The sequence below is a fragment of the Proteus mirabilis ATCC 29906 genome (assembly GCF_000160755.1).
GTDB lineage: Bacteria > Pseudomonadota > Gammaproteobacteria > Enterobacterales > Enterobacteriaceae > Proteus > Proteus mirabilis.
Map to the genome: position 1 here is coordinate 18,871 of NZ_GG668582.1, position 20,579 is coordinate 39,449.

Consider the following 20,579-nt stretch of genomic DNA (forward strand, 5'->3'; position numbering starts at 1 on the left):
AGTCCCTCATCTTAACTGAAGATTTATTCTATTATTTTCTCTTTGCTATTTACCGAAATCAGATCAGGTAACCCCTGATACACTTCTTTGCTATGCCACTGGGTTTCCCACTGCTCTGGCATCTGAATAATATTTCTATCAATATGCGGAGCATAGAGTGAAATAAACTCATGCATATAATCTTTCATATGCGTATGTTTACTTAGGCATATATGTGTATAACTGGGCTGTACTAAGTGATCGATATTGATGCACTTTAATGCTTGGCTATCTTCTATTTCATCATAAGCAACCGTGGCAATCACACCAATCCCAAGGTGGCGCTTGACATAATATTTAATAATTTCGGTATCTGTCGCCGTCAATGCCACTTGAGGTTTAAGATGGTTTTTATAAAACACTTTATCGAGTTTAGAGCCTCGAGTGAAACCAAACACATAGGTAATAAGGGGATATTGGCCAAGTTGTTCAATGGTAACCTGTTGATCATCAGGTAATGATGCAAGAGGGTGATCATAAGGTACTAATAAACTGCGAGTCCAGCGATAGCAAGGCAAAGTAATTAAATCTTCATATAAATGCATCGATTCTGTGGCAATGGCAAAATCGACATCGCCATTTTTTACCATTTCTGCTAACTGAGCAGGAGCACCTTGGTGAAAATGGAGTGAAATATTAGGGTAATAGCGGCGAAAATGATCAATGACGTTGGGTAAGGAGTAACGTATTTGCGTATGTGTTGTGGCAATGTGCAAATCTACTTTTTTATTACGATCTTCTTCTGCCACAATACTTTTAATTTTATCAACCTGCCCAAGAATATCGCTAGCTATTTTATGGACCTCTTTCCCCATAGGACTAAGTGCTAATAAATTATTATTTTTACGGACGAATAAAGAAACACTGAGTTCGTCTTCTAATATCTTAAGTTGCTTACTAATCGTTGGTTGTGAAGTATAGAGTTTCTCTGCCGCATTCGTAATGTTAAAGTCATTTCGCACTACTTCAACAAAGCTTTTCAGTTGATTAATATTCATGAGGAGTACCTGGGTTAATTGGCACAAGCATGCCGTTAATTATTGATTTTATAAAAATAATTATTGTTAATATTTATACTACAATGTCATTACTCAAATTATCTGCTCTTATGCCTAGTGGATATTATGACATCTCCTCTCTTTTTGCTCTCTTAATAAGAATAGTGATATCTACTTAATTATCCACTGACTTACCTTATCTATTTGCTAGAATAGAAAAGTGACTGCACCAAATCTAGCAATGACTGTTTTTATTTCTGTGTTTTAGCACAACGAATAATAGATGATTTCATCCACATTAAAGCAGATATTAACTATTTATTATGCATAATTTGACTATCAATATATTATTTCTAATCAAAAAATAAAAACCCAACATAACCCATTGTTATATAATAATATTTACTATTAGCTTTTTATCGCCATCTTCATCTAACTTAATTCAAATTTACAACCATTAACATCATGGATTTTACACAAAAGCCATATTCAGCTATGATATAGGTCACATTTTTTACTTAGAGGCTTCGTTTTGTTATATCAAAACAACGACAAAAAATCCCTAATCTTTCATTTAACCTCATCTATACTTAATAAGTGTTCCATAAGCTATTAGTTCACCCTCACTATTTAACTATGTAGAAGTAAACTGTTTTTTAGTGAATTATTACCACTCTCTTTTCTCGCTATAAAATAGTCACTTCATTTCGTTTAATTATTAATTGAATAACAACAATTTACTAATACCTTAATTGAAAGGTCACTTAATATGAAATTGAAGAAAAAAAGAAACAAACCATTAAGAATCAATGATATAACCATTATTGATGATAGCAAACTTAAAAAAGCCATTACTGCGGCAGCGTTAGGTAATGCAATGGAGTGGTTTGATTTTGGTGTATATGGCTTCTTGGCTTATGTATTAGGTCAAGTGTTTTTCCCTGGTGCATCACCTGGCGTACAAATGATCGCAGCACTTGCGACATTCTCAGTCCCATTCCTTGTTAGACCATTAGGTGGGGTTGTATTTGGTATGTTGGGGGATAAGTTTGGACGACAAAAAGTCTTATCTGTCACCATCATAATTATGGCACTAAGTACTTTTGCTATCGGTCTTATTCCTGGGTATGACACCATTGGAATATGGGCACCCGTCTTACTGTTATTAGCAAAACTAGCCCAAGGTTTCTCAATTGGTGGTGAGTACTCAGGTGCGGCGATTTTCGTTGCCGAATATTCACCAGACCGTAAACGGGGCTTTATGGGAAGCTGGTTAGATTTCGGCTCTATTGCCGGCTTCGTTATGGGGGCGGGTGTTGTAGTCCTTATCTCAACTATTATGGGTGAAGCTGCATTCCATGAGTGGGGATGGCGTATTCCATTCTTCTTGGCATTACCTTTAGGTCTGATTGGCTTATATTTACGTCATGCCTTAGAAGAAACCCCGGCCTTCCAACAACATGTTGATGAAATGAACAGCGATGATCGTAAATCTATCGAAAATCCGCCACGTGTTTCATTACGAGAAATCGCTTCCAAGTATTGGAAAAGTTTAACGGTATGTGTGGGCTTAGTGATTGCGACTAACGTCACCTACTACATGTTGCTAACCTATATGCCAAGTTATTTATCCCATAACTTAAATTATTCCGCCGATCATGGGGTCTTGATCATCATCGCGATTATGATAGGGATGCTATTTGTTCAGCCTGTGATTGGATTACTGAGTGATAAAATTGGTCGTAAACCTTTTGTTATCGGGGGTAGCGTTGGACTGTTTATATTGGCATATCCGGCCTTTATGATGATTAACAGTGATGAAATCGGCTTAATTTTCTTAGGATTATTAATTCTTGCGGTTTTATTAAACTGTTTTACTGGGGTGATGGCCTCTATTTTACCGGCTATTTTCCCAACCCATATTCGTTATAGTGCCTTAGCTATTGCATTTAATATTTCGGTATTAATTGCTGGTGCCACACCAACTGCAGCGGCTTGGTTAGTTGAAGCGACTGGCAATTTATATATGCCCGCCTATTATCTAATGGTAGTTGCTGTTGTCGGTTTGATAACGGGTATAAAAATGATTGAAACAGCCAACAAACCATTACGTGGAGCAACACCGGCAGCATCAGATAAATCAGAAGCGAAAGAGATTTTATCTGAGCACTATGACAATATCGAACAACGTGTTGAAGATATCGAAGCGGAAATTGAAGCATTACAGAAAAAACGCCAAGCGCTTATCGATCAACATCCAAAATTAGATTAAGAGAGGTTACATGCACTCAGCGCCTGTTCATTTAGTTTGGTTCCGTCATGATCTAAGAGTGACCGATAATAAAGCGCTCTTTTATGCTTGCCAAAATACACAGGCGCAGGTGCATGCCATTTTTACCGTCACGCCTGCACAGTGGAAAGCCCATCATATGGCTTTATCACAGCAGGCGTTTATTCATGATGCATTGCTTAATCTTTCCCATGCGCTAGCTAAATTAAATATTCCACTGACACTTATCATCAGTGATACATATGCTGATGCGGCACAAAGTATTGTGGATTATTGTCAGCAACATCAGGTCACTGCGCTATTTTTTAATCATCAATATGCGCTTAATGAGCAAAACCGTGATAAAAAAGTAATGGAATTACTCGCCCATAACACCACGGTTTATTGTTACCACGATAACGTTTTTGTGCCACCGGGGAATGTCGTGACCCAACAAGGAGAGATGTACAAAGTCTTTACTCCTTTTAGAACCGCATTTTTACGGCTATTTCTGTCGCAAGATAATGCTTCATTACCTGCCCCCGAAATAAGAGCACACCAAAAAACCGTTTCACCGTTAAGTGCACCACTTTTTGCACTACCAATATCATCAACCAAGATGTTCCCAGCAAGCGAACAAGCAGCGTTACAGCGTTTAAAACAGTTCTGCTATGAAAGGGTGATACATTATGCAAAATGGCGAGATATTCCTGCTATTGATGGAACCAGTCAATTATCCCCTTATCTTGCCATAGGCCTAGTGTCTGTGCGCCAATGTTTTAATCGCCTTTACCAAACAGAGCCTGATTTCTTAGAAAATAACCATTCCAGTGCATTTGTTTGGTTTAATGAGTTAGTTTGGCGCGAGTTTTATCAACATCTAATAGTTGCTAACCCGAGTTTATCCAAACAGATAGCTTTTCAACCATGGACAGAAAATATTCGCTGGCGTAATGACCAAACTGAATTTACCGCTTGGACACAGGGCTTAACAGGCTTTCCTATTATTGATGCCGCGATGCGACAACTGAATCAAACCGGCTGGATGCACAATCGCTTACGTATGCTGACGGCAAGTTTTTTAGTCAAAGATCTATTAATTGATTGGCGCTGGGGGGAAAATTATTTTATGTCACAATTAATTGATGGTGATTTCGCGTCAAATAATGGTGGCTGGCAATGGGCAGCATCAACAGGCACTGATGCTGTGCCTTATTTTCGTATTTTTAATCCGACCACCCAAGGACGTAAGTTTGATCCTGATGGTGAGTTTATCCGCCACTGGCTACCAGAGCTTGCTGATGTCCCAGATCGCGATATCCATACTCCTTCTGAATGGGCAATCAAAACAGGTCACTACCTCGATTATCCACAGCCAATTGTTGATCACGCCAAAGCACGAGTAACTGCAATTGCGTCTTATGAAGAGGCCAAAAAAAGGTAAAATAGCGCGATATTATCTCTCAATCCTTGGCGGGCTATTGTGAAAACACCGATTATTTCTGTTATCGTTCCTATGTTTAATGAGGCATCTCGCATTACGCGATTATTAGAGAGCCTACTTTGCCAAACCTTTCACGACTTTGAAGTGATCATTATAAATGATGGCTCAACGGATAATAGTGTTGACATCGCTATGCTCTATTGCCAACAAGATAATCGTTTTCACCTTTATCACCAAACTAACCAAGGGTTATCTAGCGCGAGAAATACTGGCTTAAAATATGCTCAAGGTGATTGGATAGTCTTTTTTGATAGCGATGATTTTATTAAACCTCAATTACTGGCACATTGGCATCAATTAGCCAGCGAACAACATATCGATGTATTAATTGGCAATGGTGAACGCTATGATGTACATAATCCACAAAAGCATCAAACTACCATCCACCAACGTCAACCTTATCAACAAGTGATCAGCGGCCAAGAGTGGGTGATCCATGCCGTTACGCAACATCAATGGCCACATTTTGTTTGGTTACAATTTATTCGCCACGAAATAATCAAAAAACATCACCTACGCTTTATTGATGGCCTTTATCATGAAGATATTTTGTGGACGACACAACTTGCACTAGTCACTCAACGTATCGGCTTTGATGATCAACCTCTTTATTACTATTGCGCTAACCCTAACTCTATTACGCGTAAACCTAATCCACAAAAAGAAGCCAAACGCGCACAAAGTTATTTGCAAATTGTTATACAACTCTTGCAGCTTGCAGATAAACAACATCAACCACTATTAGCCAACGCGTTGCGCCAACAAGCACTACGTGAACTTGGCAGTTTCTTTATTCTTTTTCGTAAACGCTGTGATACAAAAAACCAAACCATCATTGCACAGCAATTTAGGACTTATCACCTCTTTCCAGCCCTTAATAAAGGCGCCCAAAATTGGCATCAACGTTGGTTTATTTGCCGTGTTTATTGCGTTCTTTATTGGCATCGTTGGAAAAAAAGATAAAAAAAACAGCGCTAAATTTAGCGCTGTTTTACTAATAAAATAACCCTATTGCGACCACTAACCGGTATTACGCATACCCGCTGCAATACCTGCGATAGTCACCATCAACGCTTGTTCAATACGTGGATCAGACTCGCTATGAGTACGAGAGCGTTGCAATAGCTCTGCCTGTAAGACGTTAAGTGGATCAGTATAAACATTACGCAATGCGATAGATTCAGCAACCCACGGTAAGTCCGCCATTAAATGCTCATCTTTGGAAATCGCTAATACACTCTTAATATCATCAGAGAGTTGTTGACGTAATTTCGCCCCTAATGGCCATAAATTTTCTTCGACTAAACGCTGATCGTAATACTCCGCAAGCCATAGATCCGCTTTTGCATACACCATCTCTAGCATAGCAATACGAGTATTAAAGAAAGGCCAATTCTCACACATATCATCCAATACGGCTTGTTTTCCGTTATCTATCTCATGCTGTAAAGCAGCACCGGCTCCTAACCATGCGGGTAACATTAAACGGTTCTGAGTCCAAGCGAAGATCCACGGAATAGCACGCAATGTTTCAACGCCTCCAGTTGGACGACGTTTAGCAGGTCGAGAGCCTAATGGTAATTTACCTAATTCACCTTCTGGCGTCGCTGCACGGAAATAAGGCACAAAATCTTTTTCGCCTCTGACATAGCCACGATACATCTCGCAAGATACATCAGATAAAGCATCCATAACCTCAATCCAAGCTGTTTTTGGCTCTGGAGGAGGTAATAAATTAGCTTCTAAAATCGCACCAGCATAGTGAGCCAAACTACTGATAGTCACTTGCGGTAAGCCAAATTTAAAGCGGATCATCTCCCCTTGCTCTGTCACCCGCAATCCACCTTTTAAACTACCCGGTGGTTGTGATAATAATGCAGCATGTGCCGGCGCACCTCCACGGCCGATAGTACCCCCACGGCCATGAAATAGCGTTAATGTCACGCCAGATTTCTCACATAACTTAATTAATGCATCCTGTGCTCGATATTGCGCCCACGATGCCGCCATCACACCCGCATCTTTCGCTGAGTCAGAATAACCAATCATTACCATCTGTTTGTTATCAATTAAATCGCGATACCACGGAATATCAAACAGACGGGTCATCACACTTTCTGCGTTATTTAAGTCTTCTAACGTTTCAAATAATGGTGCTACAGGTAAACGAATATCTGCCCCTGCTTCTTTTAGTAATAGTTTAACGGCTAATACATCCGAAGGGACTTTCGCCATGGAAATCACATAAGAAGCAATAGAATCTTTTGGTGACTCAGCAATCACCCGACAGGTTTCAAATACCTCTTTAGTTGCTTCACTCGGTTGCCAATGAGTAGGGATCAATGGACGTTTAGAGTTAAGTTCTGTCAGTAAAAACGTCTGTTTTTGCTCTTCAGACCAACTAGCATAATCACCAAGCTCTAAATATTGCGTTAATTCAGACAGCGCTTCGGTATGATTAGTGCTTTCTTGGCGAATATCGAGTCGCACCAGCTGTAATCCAAAACAACGGATACGGCGCAAAGTATCTAATAACTGTCCATTGGCAATAATGCGCATACCACACTGATGCAGTGATTGGTAACAAGCATACAAAGGTTCCCAAAGTGCTGAATTATCAATCAGTAAGCCTTCAGGAGGTAATGATTGCTGACCTTTGATACGTTGTTCTAAATAATCACGAGTCACTTGTAAGCGAGTGCGCAATTGTTTGGCTATTTCACGATAAGGCTCGGCAACATCGGCACCGCCTGCTAATTCGCGTAATTCTGGTGTGCTTTCTGTCATAGACAGCTCAGAAACGAGCACCTGAATATCATTTAAAAATAGATCGGCGGCTTTCCAGCGACTAAGTAATAATGCATGACGGGTAATTTCAGCGGTAACATTTGGGTTACCATCACGATCTCCCCCCATCCATGAAGTAAAGCGAATAGGAGAAGCTTCTACCGGTAAATTGTAGTCAATAGACTCTTCTAACTGTTCATTAAATTCACGTAAGAAAGCAGGCACACCTTCCCATAAGCTATTTTCGACCACCGCAAAGCCCCATTTCGCTTCATCAATAGGGGTTGGGCGAATTTTTCTGATCTCATCGGTATGCCACGATTGCGCAACCAATTGGCGTAAACGGCGCATAATATTGGTACGTTCATAATCGGCAAGATCATCATGATCAAGCTGAGATAAGCAAGTATTGACTTCCACTAGCTTATGAATAAGCGTACGGCGAGCAATTTCCGTTGGATGAGCCGTTAAGACTAATTCAATCGAAATTTGTTCAACGGCTTGTTTGAGTTGCTGATTAGTAAAATTTTTATCTTTCAGCCGTTCAATTAATTTAGCCAATGCCACAGGATTACTTGCCGCCTCGCCATGAGGAGAAATGCTATGGTATTGCTCTGCTACATTAGTCAGGTTTAAGAATTGGTTGAATGCTCTAGCAACAGGTAATAACTCATCATTAGAGAGATTTTGTAAGGTTAATAGTAGCTTTTGTCGCTGAACTTCATTACCTGCTCGTGATGACTTAGATAACTTTCGGATAGATTCCACTTTATCTAAAATTTCTTCACCGAGTGCCTCTTTTATCGTGTCGCCGAGTAGTTTGCCAAGCATGCTGACATTACTACGCATAGCAGAATATTGTTGATTCATAAGACTCCTGACCTTGGCTTTGTGTCGGTAACAACATACTTTTTACTAAGAAAAAGTCATGTCCTTCCAGTTGTGTAATTAATTTTCATTTTTTATGTGACTTTATTGTGATTTTTGTGATAAGCCACACTGCTTTTTACTTATAGCCTACTATTCATATCAGAAAATAAGCGTTTTGGGGGAATTTTCTGAAATTTAATTACGGCTTTAGTGTTATAAGAATGGCTAATATCGACGTTGTTTTTGCTCAATATTAACCATAATAAGGACATTTTTTTGTTTCTTATCGTCTAAGAAGCGTTTTTTACTAGAAAGGGTGAAATAAGTAAAAATTTATCTGGCGAAAAATTTAGATGAATTTTTTTAATATTGATAAATTGTCTGGTGTTTTTTCTCCAACTTCACCCTATCGATACTCCTTAAATAGAAAAGGCGCTGACTATGCAGCGCCTTGTGTTAACAAATAGCACATTCACTTTTTCAATGAATCAATCTTTTTTTCTACGTTTTCTTTAAGATCAGATGCACCATGTTTTAAATCGTGGGCAACTTCAGATAATTTTTCTTCTGTCCGATGCTTCACCTCCGTCGCTTTATCTTTTAGCTGATCAACATGTTTTTCAATTTTTGACATTAATCGCTCCTTTGTGACTAGAGATGATTTAAGTATAGCCAAGGTTAAAAATAACGACGTGCTGTAGCTCTCATTTTATCACCCTTGATTGGCTTTATTTGCTCGCTTACTTCGTTTAGAGATCTTCTCTAAATAGCCCATCACAAAAGCAGAAAAAACAAAAGTCAGATGTAGCACCACATACCATAATAACTTGTTATCAGGGATATTTTTTAAGTCCATAAACACCCCTAACAAATGAATAGAAGAGATAGCAACAATAGAAGCAGCAACTTTATTTTTCAGCGATTCTGCATCCATGTTACCTAACCAAGAGAGTTTATCCTTCGCGCCTTCGATTTCCATATTGGTAATAAAATTCTCATAACCTGAGAAAATAACCATTATCAATAACCCCCCCACTAATGCCAAATCAATTAGCGATAATAAACGTAAAACTAAATCAGCTTCAGATAAGGCAAATATATTGGGTAAGATCTCGTACATTGACTGAAAAAACTTAATCGTTAATGCCAACAATCCAAGAGATAAGCCAATATAGACAGGTGCAAATAACCAACGAGAGCGATACATCCATTTTTCAACAATTCTATTCATATTTCCTCTCTATCTACACAATTAATCATCATCTTTTTCAGTATAGAAGAGAAAAAAATACACAGAAAACTATCAGCAATAAAAAAATCACTGATAGTTTTGATTAAAAAGAAAATAGTCTTTTACAATAGTTGAGAAAGGCGATTGAGATCAGACTGAATAGCCCCCGCAGTCACATCACGTCCAGCACCAGGACCTCTAATGACTAATGGGTTGTCACGATACCAACGGCTTTCAATAGCAAATAGGTTATCCCCCGGTAATAGTGATGCCAGAGGATGATCTTTTCTCACCGCTTCAACCCCAACCTTCGCTTTGCCGTTAGCATCAAACCGCGCAATATAACGCAGTACCATATCCATCTCATTGGCAGCCGCTAAACGTTGTGCCATTTGTTCATTAATCACACTGCTATTTTCAAAGAAGGCTTCTAATGATCCACTTTGCGCTTGAGCAGGAACCAGCGATTCAACACGGACTTGCTCAGGTTCAATATCATAGCCAGCTTCACGGGCTAAAATAATCAATTTGCGCATCACATCTTGTCCTGATAAGTCGATACGCGGATCAGGCTCGGTTAGGCCTTGTTGCCATGCTTGTTCTACCAAATCACTAAAAGGTACGCTGCCATCAAATTGTAAAAATAGCCATGACAATGTGCCGGAGAAAATACCACTGATAGATAAAATCGTATCACCGCTTTCACGTAGATCACGTACCGTATGATTAATAGGTAATCCCGCACCAACTGTCGCATTATATAACCAGTGGCGTCCTGTTTTAGAGAAGGCATCACGAGTTGCGCGATAGCGTAAACTTGATGCTGAGCCAGCGATTTTATTCGCACTAATCACATGAAAACCATAGCTGGCAAAATCTTCATAACAGGCGGCAAGCTCTTCATTAGCGGTAATATCGACCACCACTAAATCATCAAAAGGATGCGATCTCATCCATAAATGAAGCGACTCTTCACTATGCACTGTTGCTTCATCATCAAAAAAGGCCAGTGCGCGACTAGGATCAATACCTTGGTGATCTAGTAGGCTGCGACGGCTATCTACCACCCCCGCCAGAATAAATTCAAAATCACTACGTGCAGATAATGGCTCTTGTTCACGAGCAAACAGCTCTAACCAACGTGAGCCAATATTCCCTTTACCAAACAGCACTAAACCAATCTGTTTTTCTGCTCTGAATAATGTTTGATGTAAACCTTGCAATAATGAAGCCGTATAGTTACGTAATACCGCAACTAAACTGATGTTATCTTCCGCGTGCCAAATAAACTCTACCGGTTGATCTTTAAGTTGTTGGTAGAAACGGTGGCAATGGAGTGGATTTTTACATACCCCGGCGCCAACTAAAGCAACGAGAGAAAAGCCTTCTCGCAGATGTAATTTACCCGGTAAGGCTGCATCTTGCAGAACATCTAACGCACTATTAGCGACTTCACTGGTGTAACACAACTGTAGCAACTGACTATCTCTATCAATACCTGTTGCCAGTGGACGAATTTGTACCCGCTGAAGTAATGCATCCACTTCTTTAGCGATTTGTTCAAAATTTTGATGTGCGGCTAATTGAAGCTCAATTAAACAAACATCATCATGGCTAGTGACAATTTTTGCCCCTGTGCCTGATGCTAATACCCGTTCAATTCGAGTTGAACCCTGCTCTGGTTGGTAACTGCAACGTAATTGTAAATCGATATTGCTCCCTGAGACGGGTTGTAGTGTGCGTGTATGTAAAACAGGTGCCGCTAATCTTGCCAGCTCGCTCGCCTCATCTAAACGTAATAACGGTAGCAAACAAGCATCTTTCACTTTTCGGGGATCGGCACTATAAACCCCTGCAACATCGCTCCAAATGGTCACTTTACCCACATCCGCTAAAGCACCTACTTGGGTCGCTGAGTAGTCACTACCATTACGACCTAATAGCACCGTCTCACCCTGTTGATTACGACTAATAAAACCCGTTACCACAAAGCGACATTGAGGATATTTAACCAGCAGTGATTGTAACAAAGGACGCGATAAGGCTTCATTAACTTGAGGCTGTGCGGCGCGTTCTGCACATAAAAACTCTCGCGCATCTAACCACACACTAGGTAACCCCTGCTCCGTTAATAAGCTTGCCATTAATCTCGCTGACCAAATTTCACCATGACCAACGACTTCAGCATAAGTTGCATCCGTTATCGGCTTATCAAGTAAGTAACTTAGCCTTTCTAAATCAGCAATAAAGGCCTGTGAAAGAGCTTGTGCATGCTCTTTTGATAATAGTCCTTCAATCAAGGATAGCTGATAACGACGTAATTCTTGCTGAGCTTGATGGGCAGAAATACGATCACTTTGACTCAGTTTTAACCAGTTAATCAGCTGATTTGTTGTCGAGCCTGCTGCAGAAACCACCATTAAATCATTAGGTTGGCTATAATTTGTCATGATATTCACGACTCGCTGATAACATTTTATGTCTGCAAGACTGCTACCACCGAATTTATGTAACTGACGGCAAGTTGGTTGCGCCTGTTGTTTAATCGCCACTACGCTCATGATCCATGGTTACCTTTTCGTTGCTGCATTAAACGCATTTTGTAAATCGTTGATGAGATCCAGACTATCCTCAATCCCCACGGAAATGCGCAATAAAGCGTTACTGATCCCAGCGGTTTTTCTCGCTTCTTCAGACATTCCTGCGTGTGTCATGGTCGCCGGATGACAAATTAATGTTTCTACACCACCTAAAGACTCTGCCAGTGTAAAGAGTGTTAAATGAGATAAAAAGGATTTAATTGCCTCAATCCCCCCTTTTAACTCAAAACTTAACATCGCACCAAAACCTTGTTGCTGTTTTTTCGCTATCGCGTGACCGACATGATGTTCTAGTGCTGGGTAATAAATTTTATCCACTAAGGGTTGTGTTTGTAGATAATCCACCAATGCTTGAGTATTTTCTTGTTGTAATCGAATTCGTGGTACTAAGGTTCTGATCCCTCGTAATAACAAATAACTATCAAACGCCCCAGCAGTAACACCAATATTATTTGCCCACCAGCTTAAATCCTCAAGCTGTTTCCTACACTGACTAATCACAACACCCGCGACAAGATCAGAATGCCCATTAAGATACTTAGTGCAAGAATGCACCACTAAATCAGCCCCTAAAGCCAATGGCTTTTGCAATACCGGGCTCATAAAGGTGTTATCCGCCACCACCAACGCCCCAACTTGGTGAGCTAATTGGCTTATTTTCTCAATATCAGTGATGCGCAATAGTGGATTACTAGGTGTTTCAATAAATACTATTTTTGGTGCTAATGCCAACGCCTGTTGTAACGCTTGCTCATCGTTTTGATCAACAAATACCACACGATAAGCACCACGTTGCTGCTGACTATTAAACAGACGATAACTGCCCCCATAACAATCATGGGGCGCCACAATGACATCACCCGGTTTTAAAAAAGTCGTACAAATTAAATGAATTGCTGACATCCCACTGCTAGTAACAACCGCTCCCACCCCACCTTCAAGCTCTGCTAATGCATTTTGCACCATATCGCGCGAGGGATTGCCCCGACGAGAGTAATCATGTTCACGAGGTTGATTAAATGCTAAGAAATTATAGGTGCTAGAAAGATAGATTGGCGGTACAACACAGCCATATTGCTTATCTTCATTAAGCCCATTGTGAATGGCAATGGTTGCGGTTTTCTTCGTCATACAGACACCTTGTTACAGCGCTAAGTGGAAAAGTCGCTTACAGCATATCCAATTAGACACCAAGACGTCAATACATCTAGACATCTAAACTCCTTTACGGATAGACCAACAAATGGAATAATATAAATATTAAGGATATCGCCAGGTAACTATTGCTTTTTCTCACACCTTTAGCCAGTAACAGTCGGTGGTTTTAGAAAAGTCATGATAAACTGGCATGGCTCGTCAGAATAGGGCATCAACCCTAAACTGGCTTCAACTAAATGATATTAATTAAGGTAATCCATGGCTGAATGGAACGGTGAATATATCAGCCCTTACGCTGAGCATGGTAAAAAAAGCGAACAAGTCAAAAAAATTACAGTTTCAATCCCATTGAAAGTGCTAAAAATTTTGACAGATGAGCGCACTCGTCGTCAGGTCAATAACCTAAAACATGCCACCAATAGTGAATTATTGTGTGAAGCATTTTTACACGCATTTACCGGACAGCCTCTCCCCAATGATGAAGACTTACGCAAAGAGCGTAACGATGAAATCCCTGAAGAGGCAAAAGAAATAATGCGCCAGCGGGGTGTTGATCCCGAGACTTGGGAATATTGATCAGAAATTATTTTTGATAGCAAAAATATAACCAGAAGCCCAAAGCCAACACTTTGGGCTTCAATTTATGCATTACTCTAGACGAGAGATACGCGAACTCGCTTCATCCAGATGATTGCGTAACGCGTTAAGGCAGGGAGAAAAATTGTCAGAAAGAGCATGACAATGAGTAAGCAAAGTATAAAACTGCTCTGCGAGTGCTAAACTCTCCCGCCAAATTTCACGGCTGATCCCATCAAGTAATGTCGCCGGTCGCAGTGTGTTGACTATTTCTCCTCCTACTTTAGGCGCAAATCCCATTGGTAGAATATCGTAAGCAGGCGCAAGCGCATATGGTCGGCCATGGAGACTAATAAACGATAAATTGCCATGGTGCATGTCAGTATTTCCAATCAACATACCAAATGCCCAACGTCGCATTGTACTTACCGAGGCATCAGGCTGAACCTGTTTTTGCTCAATTAACGCATCAACTAACACAGGCCATGGCTCTCTTGCTCGCCCGACAAACTGTGCATCTAATGCTTGTAAAGAAAAAAGTCCGACACGACCTAGAGCACCTACACGGTCAAAACGCGGTATTTCAAGAAAACGTTGCCCTTCAAAATCAAAAATTTCTGTTTCAACGCCTAGCACCTTTAAGGCAAGATGCTCAGCTTGCAGGAGATCACGCCAACGCTCGCTGATAGCATTATTGTCAGAAGCCGTAAATTTAACGATGACATGGCCTCTATCGGTATAGGTACAAAATTTGGGTTGTTCGCCACCTGCGGATGAGCCAGGATCTTCCCCTGAACTAACCGCTCGAGCTAATGTTGGGTAAGTTGTTGAACGAGCAACCACAGCAGGTATCGGCATCGCCAAAAAATGTTTTTTTGCCTGTTCCCCTATTAACAAATTTCCCACTGCATCATGACCGTGAGCAATTAAAGCTCTGATAATATCTGTGTCAGACCAACTGTCTGGATTATGTGGTAAACCCAACTCAGCGGAATAAGTCGCAGCATAAGCACGTCCAAGATACCCTTGTGGACGCATATCAAATAACCACCACGGCAATCCTTCGCTATACCGATTGACATTATCAACCTGCTCCATAACAAAACCGGCTGGATAAACTGGTGTCAATTTACCCAACAATTTAATTTTACCTTCTTCATTTATGCGATAAATGGGTACAGAGTTGAAGCCACGCGAACCATCACGTAAAGCATATTGAATAGAACGACCCGAGCCAATTTGAACAATATCATTAGACAACATTTTTAATGCCCTCGACAGGGTTGGCTGACTAATATTCATAATATTAGCTAGTTGCCTTGCTGGCTCAGGTCCATTACGTAGTATTTTTCGTATGACTTCTGCTCGTTGTGTCATGATATTAGCTACTTATAAATAGGTTAATGAATAGATAAATGAATAGGATTATGAATAGGATTATGAATAGATAATTTATCAGCTGTGATCTGTCTTGTCACTATTAAAAGCGCGAAAATTGGCGACGATATTACATAAAAAATGCATACAAAAGGGCGCTATCGCTTTGAGGTATATTCGATATGTTATTTTATCATTGGGAGGTCATGCTAGGTGATGAATAGAGATAGGGAAAGCTTACTATCAATAATAAAAGATCAAGCGGTTAAAGTGTGATACAAAGTGACCATAATTTGGACGATACACAATAACAAAAAGCCCAAAGCAAATACTTTGGGCTTTCTTCAATTCCGTTTTCCCTACACGTTTTCAGTGTTACCTGAAAAGTTGTGGTAACAAATATCTTATTTGCTGCCTGGGATTTTGAAACGTTTGTTGAACAGATCAACACGACCACCGGTTGCAACATCACGTTGTTTACCAGTATAGAATGGGTGGCATTTATCACAAACGTCCAGATTCAGGTTGTGGCCTGCTGTGGAGTTGATTTTCATAACGTTACCGCAAGAACAAGTTGCAGTAATTTCTTCGTATTTAGGATGAATATCTTTTTTCATGGAAAACCTCTGCTAAGGCCGTGTCGCTATTCAGCCCTCAGCCGAACACCACACGTCGTGTTGATTGAATTAAATTGTTTGGTATTTTATCTACCAAAGGGGGCGGATCATACAGAATATCCGCCAAACGCGCAATGAAATCTGCACACTTTTTGTGATATTCTTAATACTATCTTTTCGCTAAAACACTCGGAAACCCTGATATGACTATAGTTCAGGTAATATTACCTGTACCACTGTTTTCTTCCTTTGACTACCTGCTTCCAGAAGGTTGTGCCATGCCAACAATAGGTTGTCGCGTGGTCGTTCCCTTTGGCAAACAGCGTCGCTCTATCGGTATTGTTAAAGGTTTTAGTTCACACAGTGAGTTTCCCATTGAAAAACTGAAACCTATTGAAGAAGTACTTGATACAGAGACACTGTTTCCGGGGATCTTATGGGATATGCTTAATTGGGCAAGTGCTTATTATCATTATCCTTTAGGTGAAGTTCTCTTTCATGCGATGCCAATTCTACTACGACAAGGGAAACCGGCTGAATTTACGCCCTTATGGCAATGGTATGCCACTCAAGAGGGAGAAGCGCTTGATCTTAACAGTCTAAAAAGCGCTAAAAAGCAACAACAAGCTTTAGCGGCACTACGCCGTGCCCCTTTGTATCGCCACCAGTTAGATGAATATGAAATTACAACAGCGACACTAAATAACTTAAAAAAGAAAGCATTAGCGGATTTACGTCCTATTCAACCCGCCCCTATACAGTGGCAAAGCACTTTTGCCGTACAAGGCGAACGATTTAAACTTAATGCCGAACAGGCGGTTGCTGTTGGTGCTATCACGGCACAAGCAGACCAATTTTCGCCTTGGTTATTATTGGGGATCACCGGCTCTGGTAAAACAGAAGTGTATCTCAGTGTACTTGAAACTATTCTCGCTCAAGGTAAACAGGCACTGATCTTAGTCCCTGAAATAGGTTTGACCCCACAAACCATTCGCCGTTTTAAAGCACGTTTTAATGCCCCCGTCGATGTTCTTCACTCCGGACTCAACGATACGGAACGCCTTGCGGTATGGCTACGAGCGAAACGGGGAGATAATGCCATTATTATCGGTACGCGCTCGGCATTGCTCACCCCTTTTCAGCAATTAGGGATTATTATTATTGATGAAGAGCATGATGGCTCTTATAAGCAACAAGATGGCTGGCGTTACCATGCACGGGATTTAGCGGTCTTTCGCGCCAAGCAAGAAAATATTCCTATCGTGATGGGCACAGCCACCCCATCGATTGAAACCAGCTATAACGTTGCACAAAAAAAATAATCAACAACTGACGTTAACGCAACGGGCGGGAAATGCTAAACCTGCCACAGAGCATTTAATCGACCTAAAAGGGCAACCGCTCACAACCGGACTCTCTCCAACGCTCATTAAAGCCATAAAAGAGCATCTTAATGCCGGTAACCAAGTGATGTTGTTTTTAAATCGCCGTGGCTTTGCGCCTGCGTTACTCTGCCATGAGTGTGGTTGGATTGCCGAATGCCCTCGCTGTGATCACTATTATACCTTACATCAAAAACACGGCATGCTACGTTGCCACCAGTGTGATAGCCAACGTCGTATTCCATCACAATGCCCTCAATGTGGTTCAACTAATTTAATGCCAGTAGGATTGGGCACAGAACAACTTGAACAAGGCATTGGCGAGTTATTTCCTAATACCCCCATAACCCGTATTGATAAAGATACCACCAGTCGTAAAGGAGCATTAGAGCAACAACTAGAAGACATTTATCAAGGTGGATCACGTATTCTAATTGGCACACAGATGTTGGCTAAAGGTCACCACTTCCCAGACGTTACGCTGGTGGCGCTCCTTGATGTTGATGGTGCTTTATTTTCTAGTGACTTTCGTGCTGCTGAACGTTTTGCTCAGCTTTATACTCAAGTATCAGGTCGTGCAGGAAGAGCCGGGAAACAAGGTGCCGTCTATTTACAAACTCACCAACCCGATCACCCGCTATTATTAACGCTGTTAGAAAAAGGCTATGATGCTTTTACTAAAGAGGCGTTACAAGAGCGACAAGCAACCTTTTTACCCCCTTATTCCAGCCATATTATGATCCGCTCTGAAGATCATAATAACCAAAAAGCCCCCCAGTTTTTACGCCAGCTTAAACAGTTCTTCGAGCAACACCCGATGAGGGATAGTCATTTATGGGTGATGGGCCCCATTCCGGCCATTCAGGCAAAACGAGGGGGAAATTTCCGTTGGCAACTATTATTGCAACATCCTTCAAGGGGTTATTTACAAAAGTTAATGTCTGTTACTTATCCTCAGATAGTGGCGCTTCCTGAGAGTAAAAAAGTGAAATGGAATATTGATGTTGATCCAACTGATTGCTAAGCCTACTGATATTTAGCGTGCTTATAATTCAAAACTATTTATCAATTTTGCGAACTACCTCATAAAAACGATTGGTATCACACTTTTTATGCAAACTAGGTAACAGTATCTATTCAAAAAGTGGGTAAAATAACAATTTAGAATATTTCTTGAATTAAAAAACCGTCGCATCTTTGTATTTTGGACAACGACGGTTTTTTTGCAACAAAAAAGCAATCGTTTAACCAAACCATCAGTACGGAGGTATGGGGTTTGCAACAGAATAATAAAGAGAGCGCACAAGCAACAATGAAAGATGTTGCTTTTGCTGCTGGCGTGTCAACAGCCACGGTGTCACGCACATTAATGAATCCAGAAAAAGTATCCTCACAAACCCGTCAAAAAGTTGAGCAAGCTGTTCTTGACGTGGGTTATTACCCACATAATTTGTCAAAAAACCTGAAACGTAACGAGTCAAAAACGATCCTCGTGATCGTCCCTAACATCAGTGATCCCTTTTTTACAGATGTTGTATGTGGCATTGAAGAAACCGCAGCTCAACACGGCTATCTTGTGTTAATTGGTGACTGCAAACACCAACAAAAACATGAAAATGCCTTTATTAATTTAATTATTACTAAGCAGATTGACGGCATGTTACTGCTTGGCTCTCATATCCCTTTTGATGTTTCTAAAGAAGAGCAAAAAAATCTTCCTCCTATGATCATGGCAAATGAATTTGCGCCAGAGCTTGAATTGCCAACCGTTCATATTGATAATTTGACTGCTTCTTTTAGAGCCACCCACTATCTACAACAGATGGGACATAAGCGTATTGCCTGTATTACTGGCCCTGAAGATATGCCACTATGTCGTTATCGCTTACAAGGTTATATTCAAGCTATGCGTAGAACCGGTGTCCCTCTACGCGAAGATTATATTATTAGAGGTGATTTTACCCACGAAAGCGGTGCAGAAAGTCTGAAAAAGTTAATTTCGTTACCTGAACCACCGACAGCGGTATTTTGTCATAGCGATATTATGGCGATTGGTGTGATGTGGCAGGCTAAAAAACTTGGCTTACAATTACCTGACGATCTCTCTGTGATTGGCTTCGATAACCTTGATATTACGCGCTATAGCGAGCCTGCATTAACCACCATGGAACAGCCACGTTACCAAATTGGTCGTCAATCCATGTTGTTACTGCTTGATCAGTTACAAGGTAGACCTGTTGCACCCGGCTCTCGCCTATTAGATTGTGAGTTAATAGTAAGAGAAAGTGTCTGTCGGCTTAAAAGCTAGGCAAAAGACACTATGTTAAGTAACATATCGGTTGTGATACCTATTCATTTAATTATCAGCGAATCGAACTGTGGCACAACGAGACTATGTGGGACGAGGACAGTCATCTGCTCGTCGTAAAAAGACAACGAAAGGCAAAGGTAAAAAGGCGGCCAGTGGGTTGCCTTTAACCACACTTATTGTAGCAATTGCGCTTGTGGCGCTATTTGTTGGCGGCCTCTATTTTATTACCCATAATAAAAAAGAGGTTGTCGAACCAACGTCATCAAGTGCAGGGCAACAACCAACTAACAACTTACCACCTAAACCGCAAGAGCGTTGGCAATATATCAAAGAGCTCGAGAATCGACAGGTGGGGAACCCATTACAGCCACCAGCGACCTCTTCAGGGAGCCAGATTAATCCGAAAGCGACACTTTCACCGGAGCAATTACGTTTTTTACAACAAATTGAAGCGGATAAACGTCAACCGGCGGTAGAGTTACCAGAAGTGCCTTATAACGGTGAAGTACCACGTTCACAGGTTGTCATTACCCCACCGACAACCACCGCACCTTCGGTACAACCTTCGCAACCTTCAGCACCGGTAAAACAGGAGCCTGCACCCGCGATAACGACACCAAAACCTGCGACGACTGAAGCGCGCTTTTTAGTCCAATGCGGTTCATTTAAAACCAATGAACAAGCCGAATCTGTACGCGCAACCTTAGCATTTTCCGGTATCGAAAGCCGTGTGACCAAAGGAAATGACGGTTGGATCCGCGTTTTATCTGGCCCATTTAATAAAGAGCAAGCCAATACGCTAAGCCGTCAAGCTGCAGGCGCAGGTGTATCAGGTTGTATTCTTCGTACTGCGGGGGGTT

At 41.0% G+C, this 20,579-nt stretch carries 14 protein-coding genes and 1 pseudogene; 7 read left to right on the forward strand and 8 right to left on the reverse strand.

The window, feature by feature from the left end:
* Positions 1-23: 23 nt before the first annotated feature.
* Entirely contained in the window at positions 24-1,037 is a 1,014-nt protein-coding gene (locus HMPREF0693_RS15090) for a LysR substrate-binding domain-containing protein (protein WP_004246397.1), read from the reverse strand.
* Between the two features lie 769 nt (positions 1,038-1,806).
* Here HMPREF0693_RS15090 and proP point away from each other — a divergent pair.
* From proP to HMPREF0693_RS15105, 3 genes are read left to right on the forward strand one after another with little or no spacing between them, the layout of a single operon-like run.
* Complete coding sequence (proP, locus tag HMPREF0693_RS15095) at positions 1,807-3,309, forward strand: glycine betaine/L-proline transporter ProP (RefSeq protein ID WP_004246398.1); 1,503 nt, start codon at positions 1,807-1,809, stop codon at positions 3,307-3,309.
* A 10-nt stretch (positions 3,310-3,319) separates the two neighbouring features.
* On the forward strand, positions 3,320-4,750 hold the full coding sequence (gene phrB, locus HMPREF0693_RS15100; protein WP_004246399.1) for a deoxyribodipyrimidine photo-lyase: 1,431 nt from the start codon (positions 3,320-3,322) through the stop codon (positions 4,748-4,750).
* Positions 4,751-4,789: 39 nt separating this feature from the next.
* Positions 4,790-5,773 (forward strand): glycosyltransferase, encoded by a 984-nt coding sequence (locus HMPREF0693_RS15105; RefSeq protein WP_017628677.1) that lies wholly within the window; start codon positions 4,790-4,792, stop codon positions 5,771-5,773.
* Positions 5,774-5,830: 57 nt separating this feature from the next.
* On the opposite strand, the gene ppc is transcribed toward HMPREF0693_RS15105, so the two are convergent.
* From ppc to metB, 5 genes are all read right to left on the reverse strand, one after another.
* On the reverse strand, positions 5,831-8,467 hold the full coding sequence (gene ppc, locus HMPREF0693_RS15110) for a phosphoenolpyruvate carboxylase (RefSeq protein ID WP_004246402.1): 2,637 nt from the start codon (positions 8,465-8,467) through the stop codon (positions 5,831-5,833).
* Positions 8,468-8,939: 472 nt separating this feature from the next.
* A complete protein-coding gene (locus HMPREF0693_RS18985) occupies positions 8,940-9,101 on the reverse strand; it encodes a hypothetical protein (protein WP_004246404.1) in 162 nt (53 codons plus the stop codon).
* A gap of 78 nt (positions 9,102-9,179) precedes the next feature.
* Positions 9,180-9,698 (reverse strand): TIGR00645 family protein, encoded by a 519-nt coding sequence (locus HMPREF0693_RS15115; protein WP_004246405.1) that lies wholly within the window; start codon positions 9,696-9,698, stop codon positions 9,180-9,182.
* 122 nt (positions 9,699-9,820) lie between these two features.
* Positions 9,821-12,259, reverse strand: coding sequence for a bifunctional aspartate kinase/homoserine dehydrogenase II (locus tag HMPREF0693_RS15120; RefSeq protein ID WP_004246407.1), 2,439 nt, complete (start codon positions 12,257-12,259; stop codon positions 9,821-9,823).
* Between the two features lie 9 nt (positions 12,260-12,268).
* Positions 12,269-13,429 (reverse strand): cystathionine gamma-synthase, encoded by a 1,161-nt coding sequence (metB, locus tag HMPREF0693_RS15125; protein ID WP_004246408.1) that lies wholly within the window; start codon positions 13,427-13,429, stop codon positions 12,269-12,271.
* A 285-nt stretch (positions 13,430-13,714) separates the two neighbouring features.
* Between metB and metJ the strand changes: the two genes are divergently transcribed.
* Positions 13,715-14,032, forward strand: a complete 318-nt coding sequence (metJ, locus tag HMPREF0693_RS15130; protein ID WP_004246409.1) for a met regulon transcriptional regulator MetJ — start codon at positions 13,715-13,717, stop codon at positions 14,030-14,032.
* A 72-nt stretch (positions 14,033-14,104) separates the two neighbouring features.
* Here metJ and yjjJ read toward each other — a convergent pair whose 3' ends face one another.
* Together yjjJ and rpmE are read right to left on the reverse strand one after the other, a co-directional pair.
* Entirely contained in the window at positions 14,105-15,409 is a 1,305-nt protein-coding gene (gene yjjJ / locus HMPREF0693_RS15135) for a type II toxin-antitoxin system HipA family toxin YjjJ (protein ID WP_004246410.1), read from the reverse strand.
* A gap of 404 nt (positions 15,410-15,813) precedes the next feature.
* On the reverse strand, positions 15,814-16,026 hold the full coding sequence (gene rpmE, locus HMPREF0693_RS15140) for a 50S ribosomal protein L31 (RefSeq protein WP_004246411.1): 213 nt from the start codon (positions 16,024-16,026) through the stop codon (positions 15,814-15,816).
* Positions 16,027-16,229: 203 nt separating this feature from the next.
* Here rpmE and priA point away from each other — a divergent pair.
* The 3 genes and pseudogenes from priA to ftsN all read left to right on the forward strand — a co-directional run.
* Positions 16,230-18,432: pseudogene (gene priA, locus HMPREF0693_RS15145) on the forward strand (primosomal protein N').
* A 252-nt stretch (positions 18,433-18,684) separates the two neighbouring features.
* Positions 18,685-19,716, forward strand: coding sequence for a DNA-binding transcriptional regulator CytR (gene cytR, locus HMPREF0693_RS15150; protein WP_004249710.1), 1,032 nt, complete (start codon positions 18,685-18,687; stop codon positions 19,714-19,716).
* Between the two features lie 70 nt (positions 19,717-19,786).
* A partial coding sequence (gene ftsN, locus HMPREF0693_RS15155) for a cell division protein FtsN (RefSeq protein ID WP_004246415.1) occupies positions 19,787-20,579 on the forward strand: 793 nt, incomplete at its 3' end.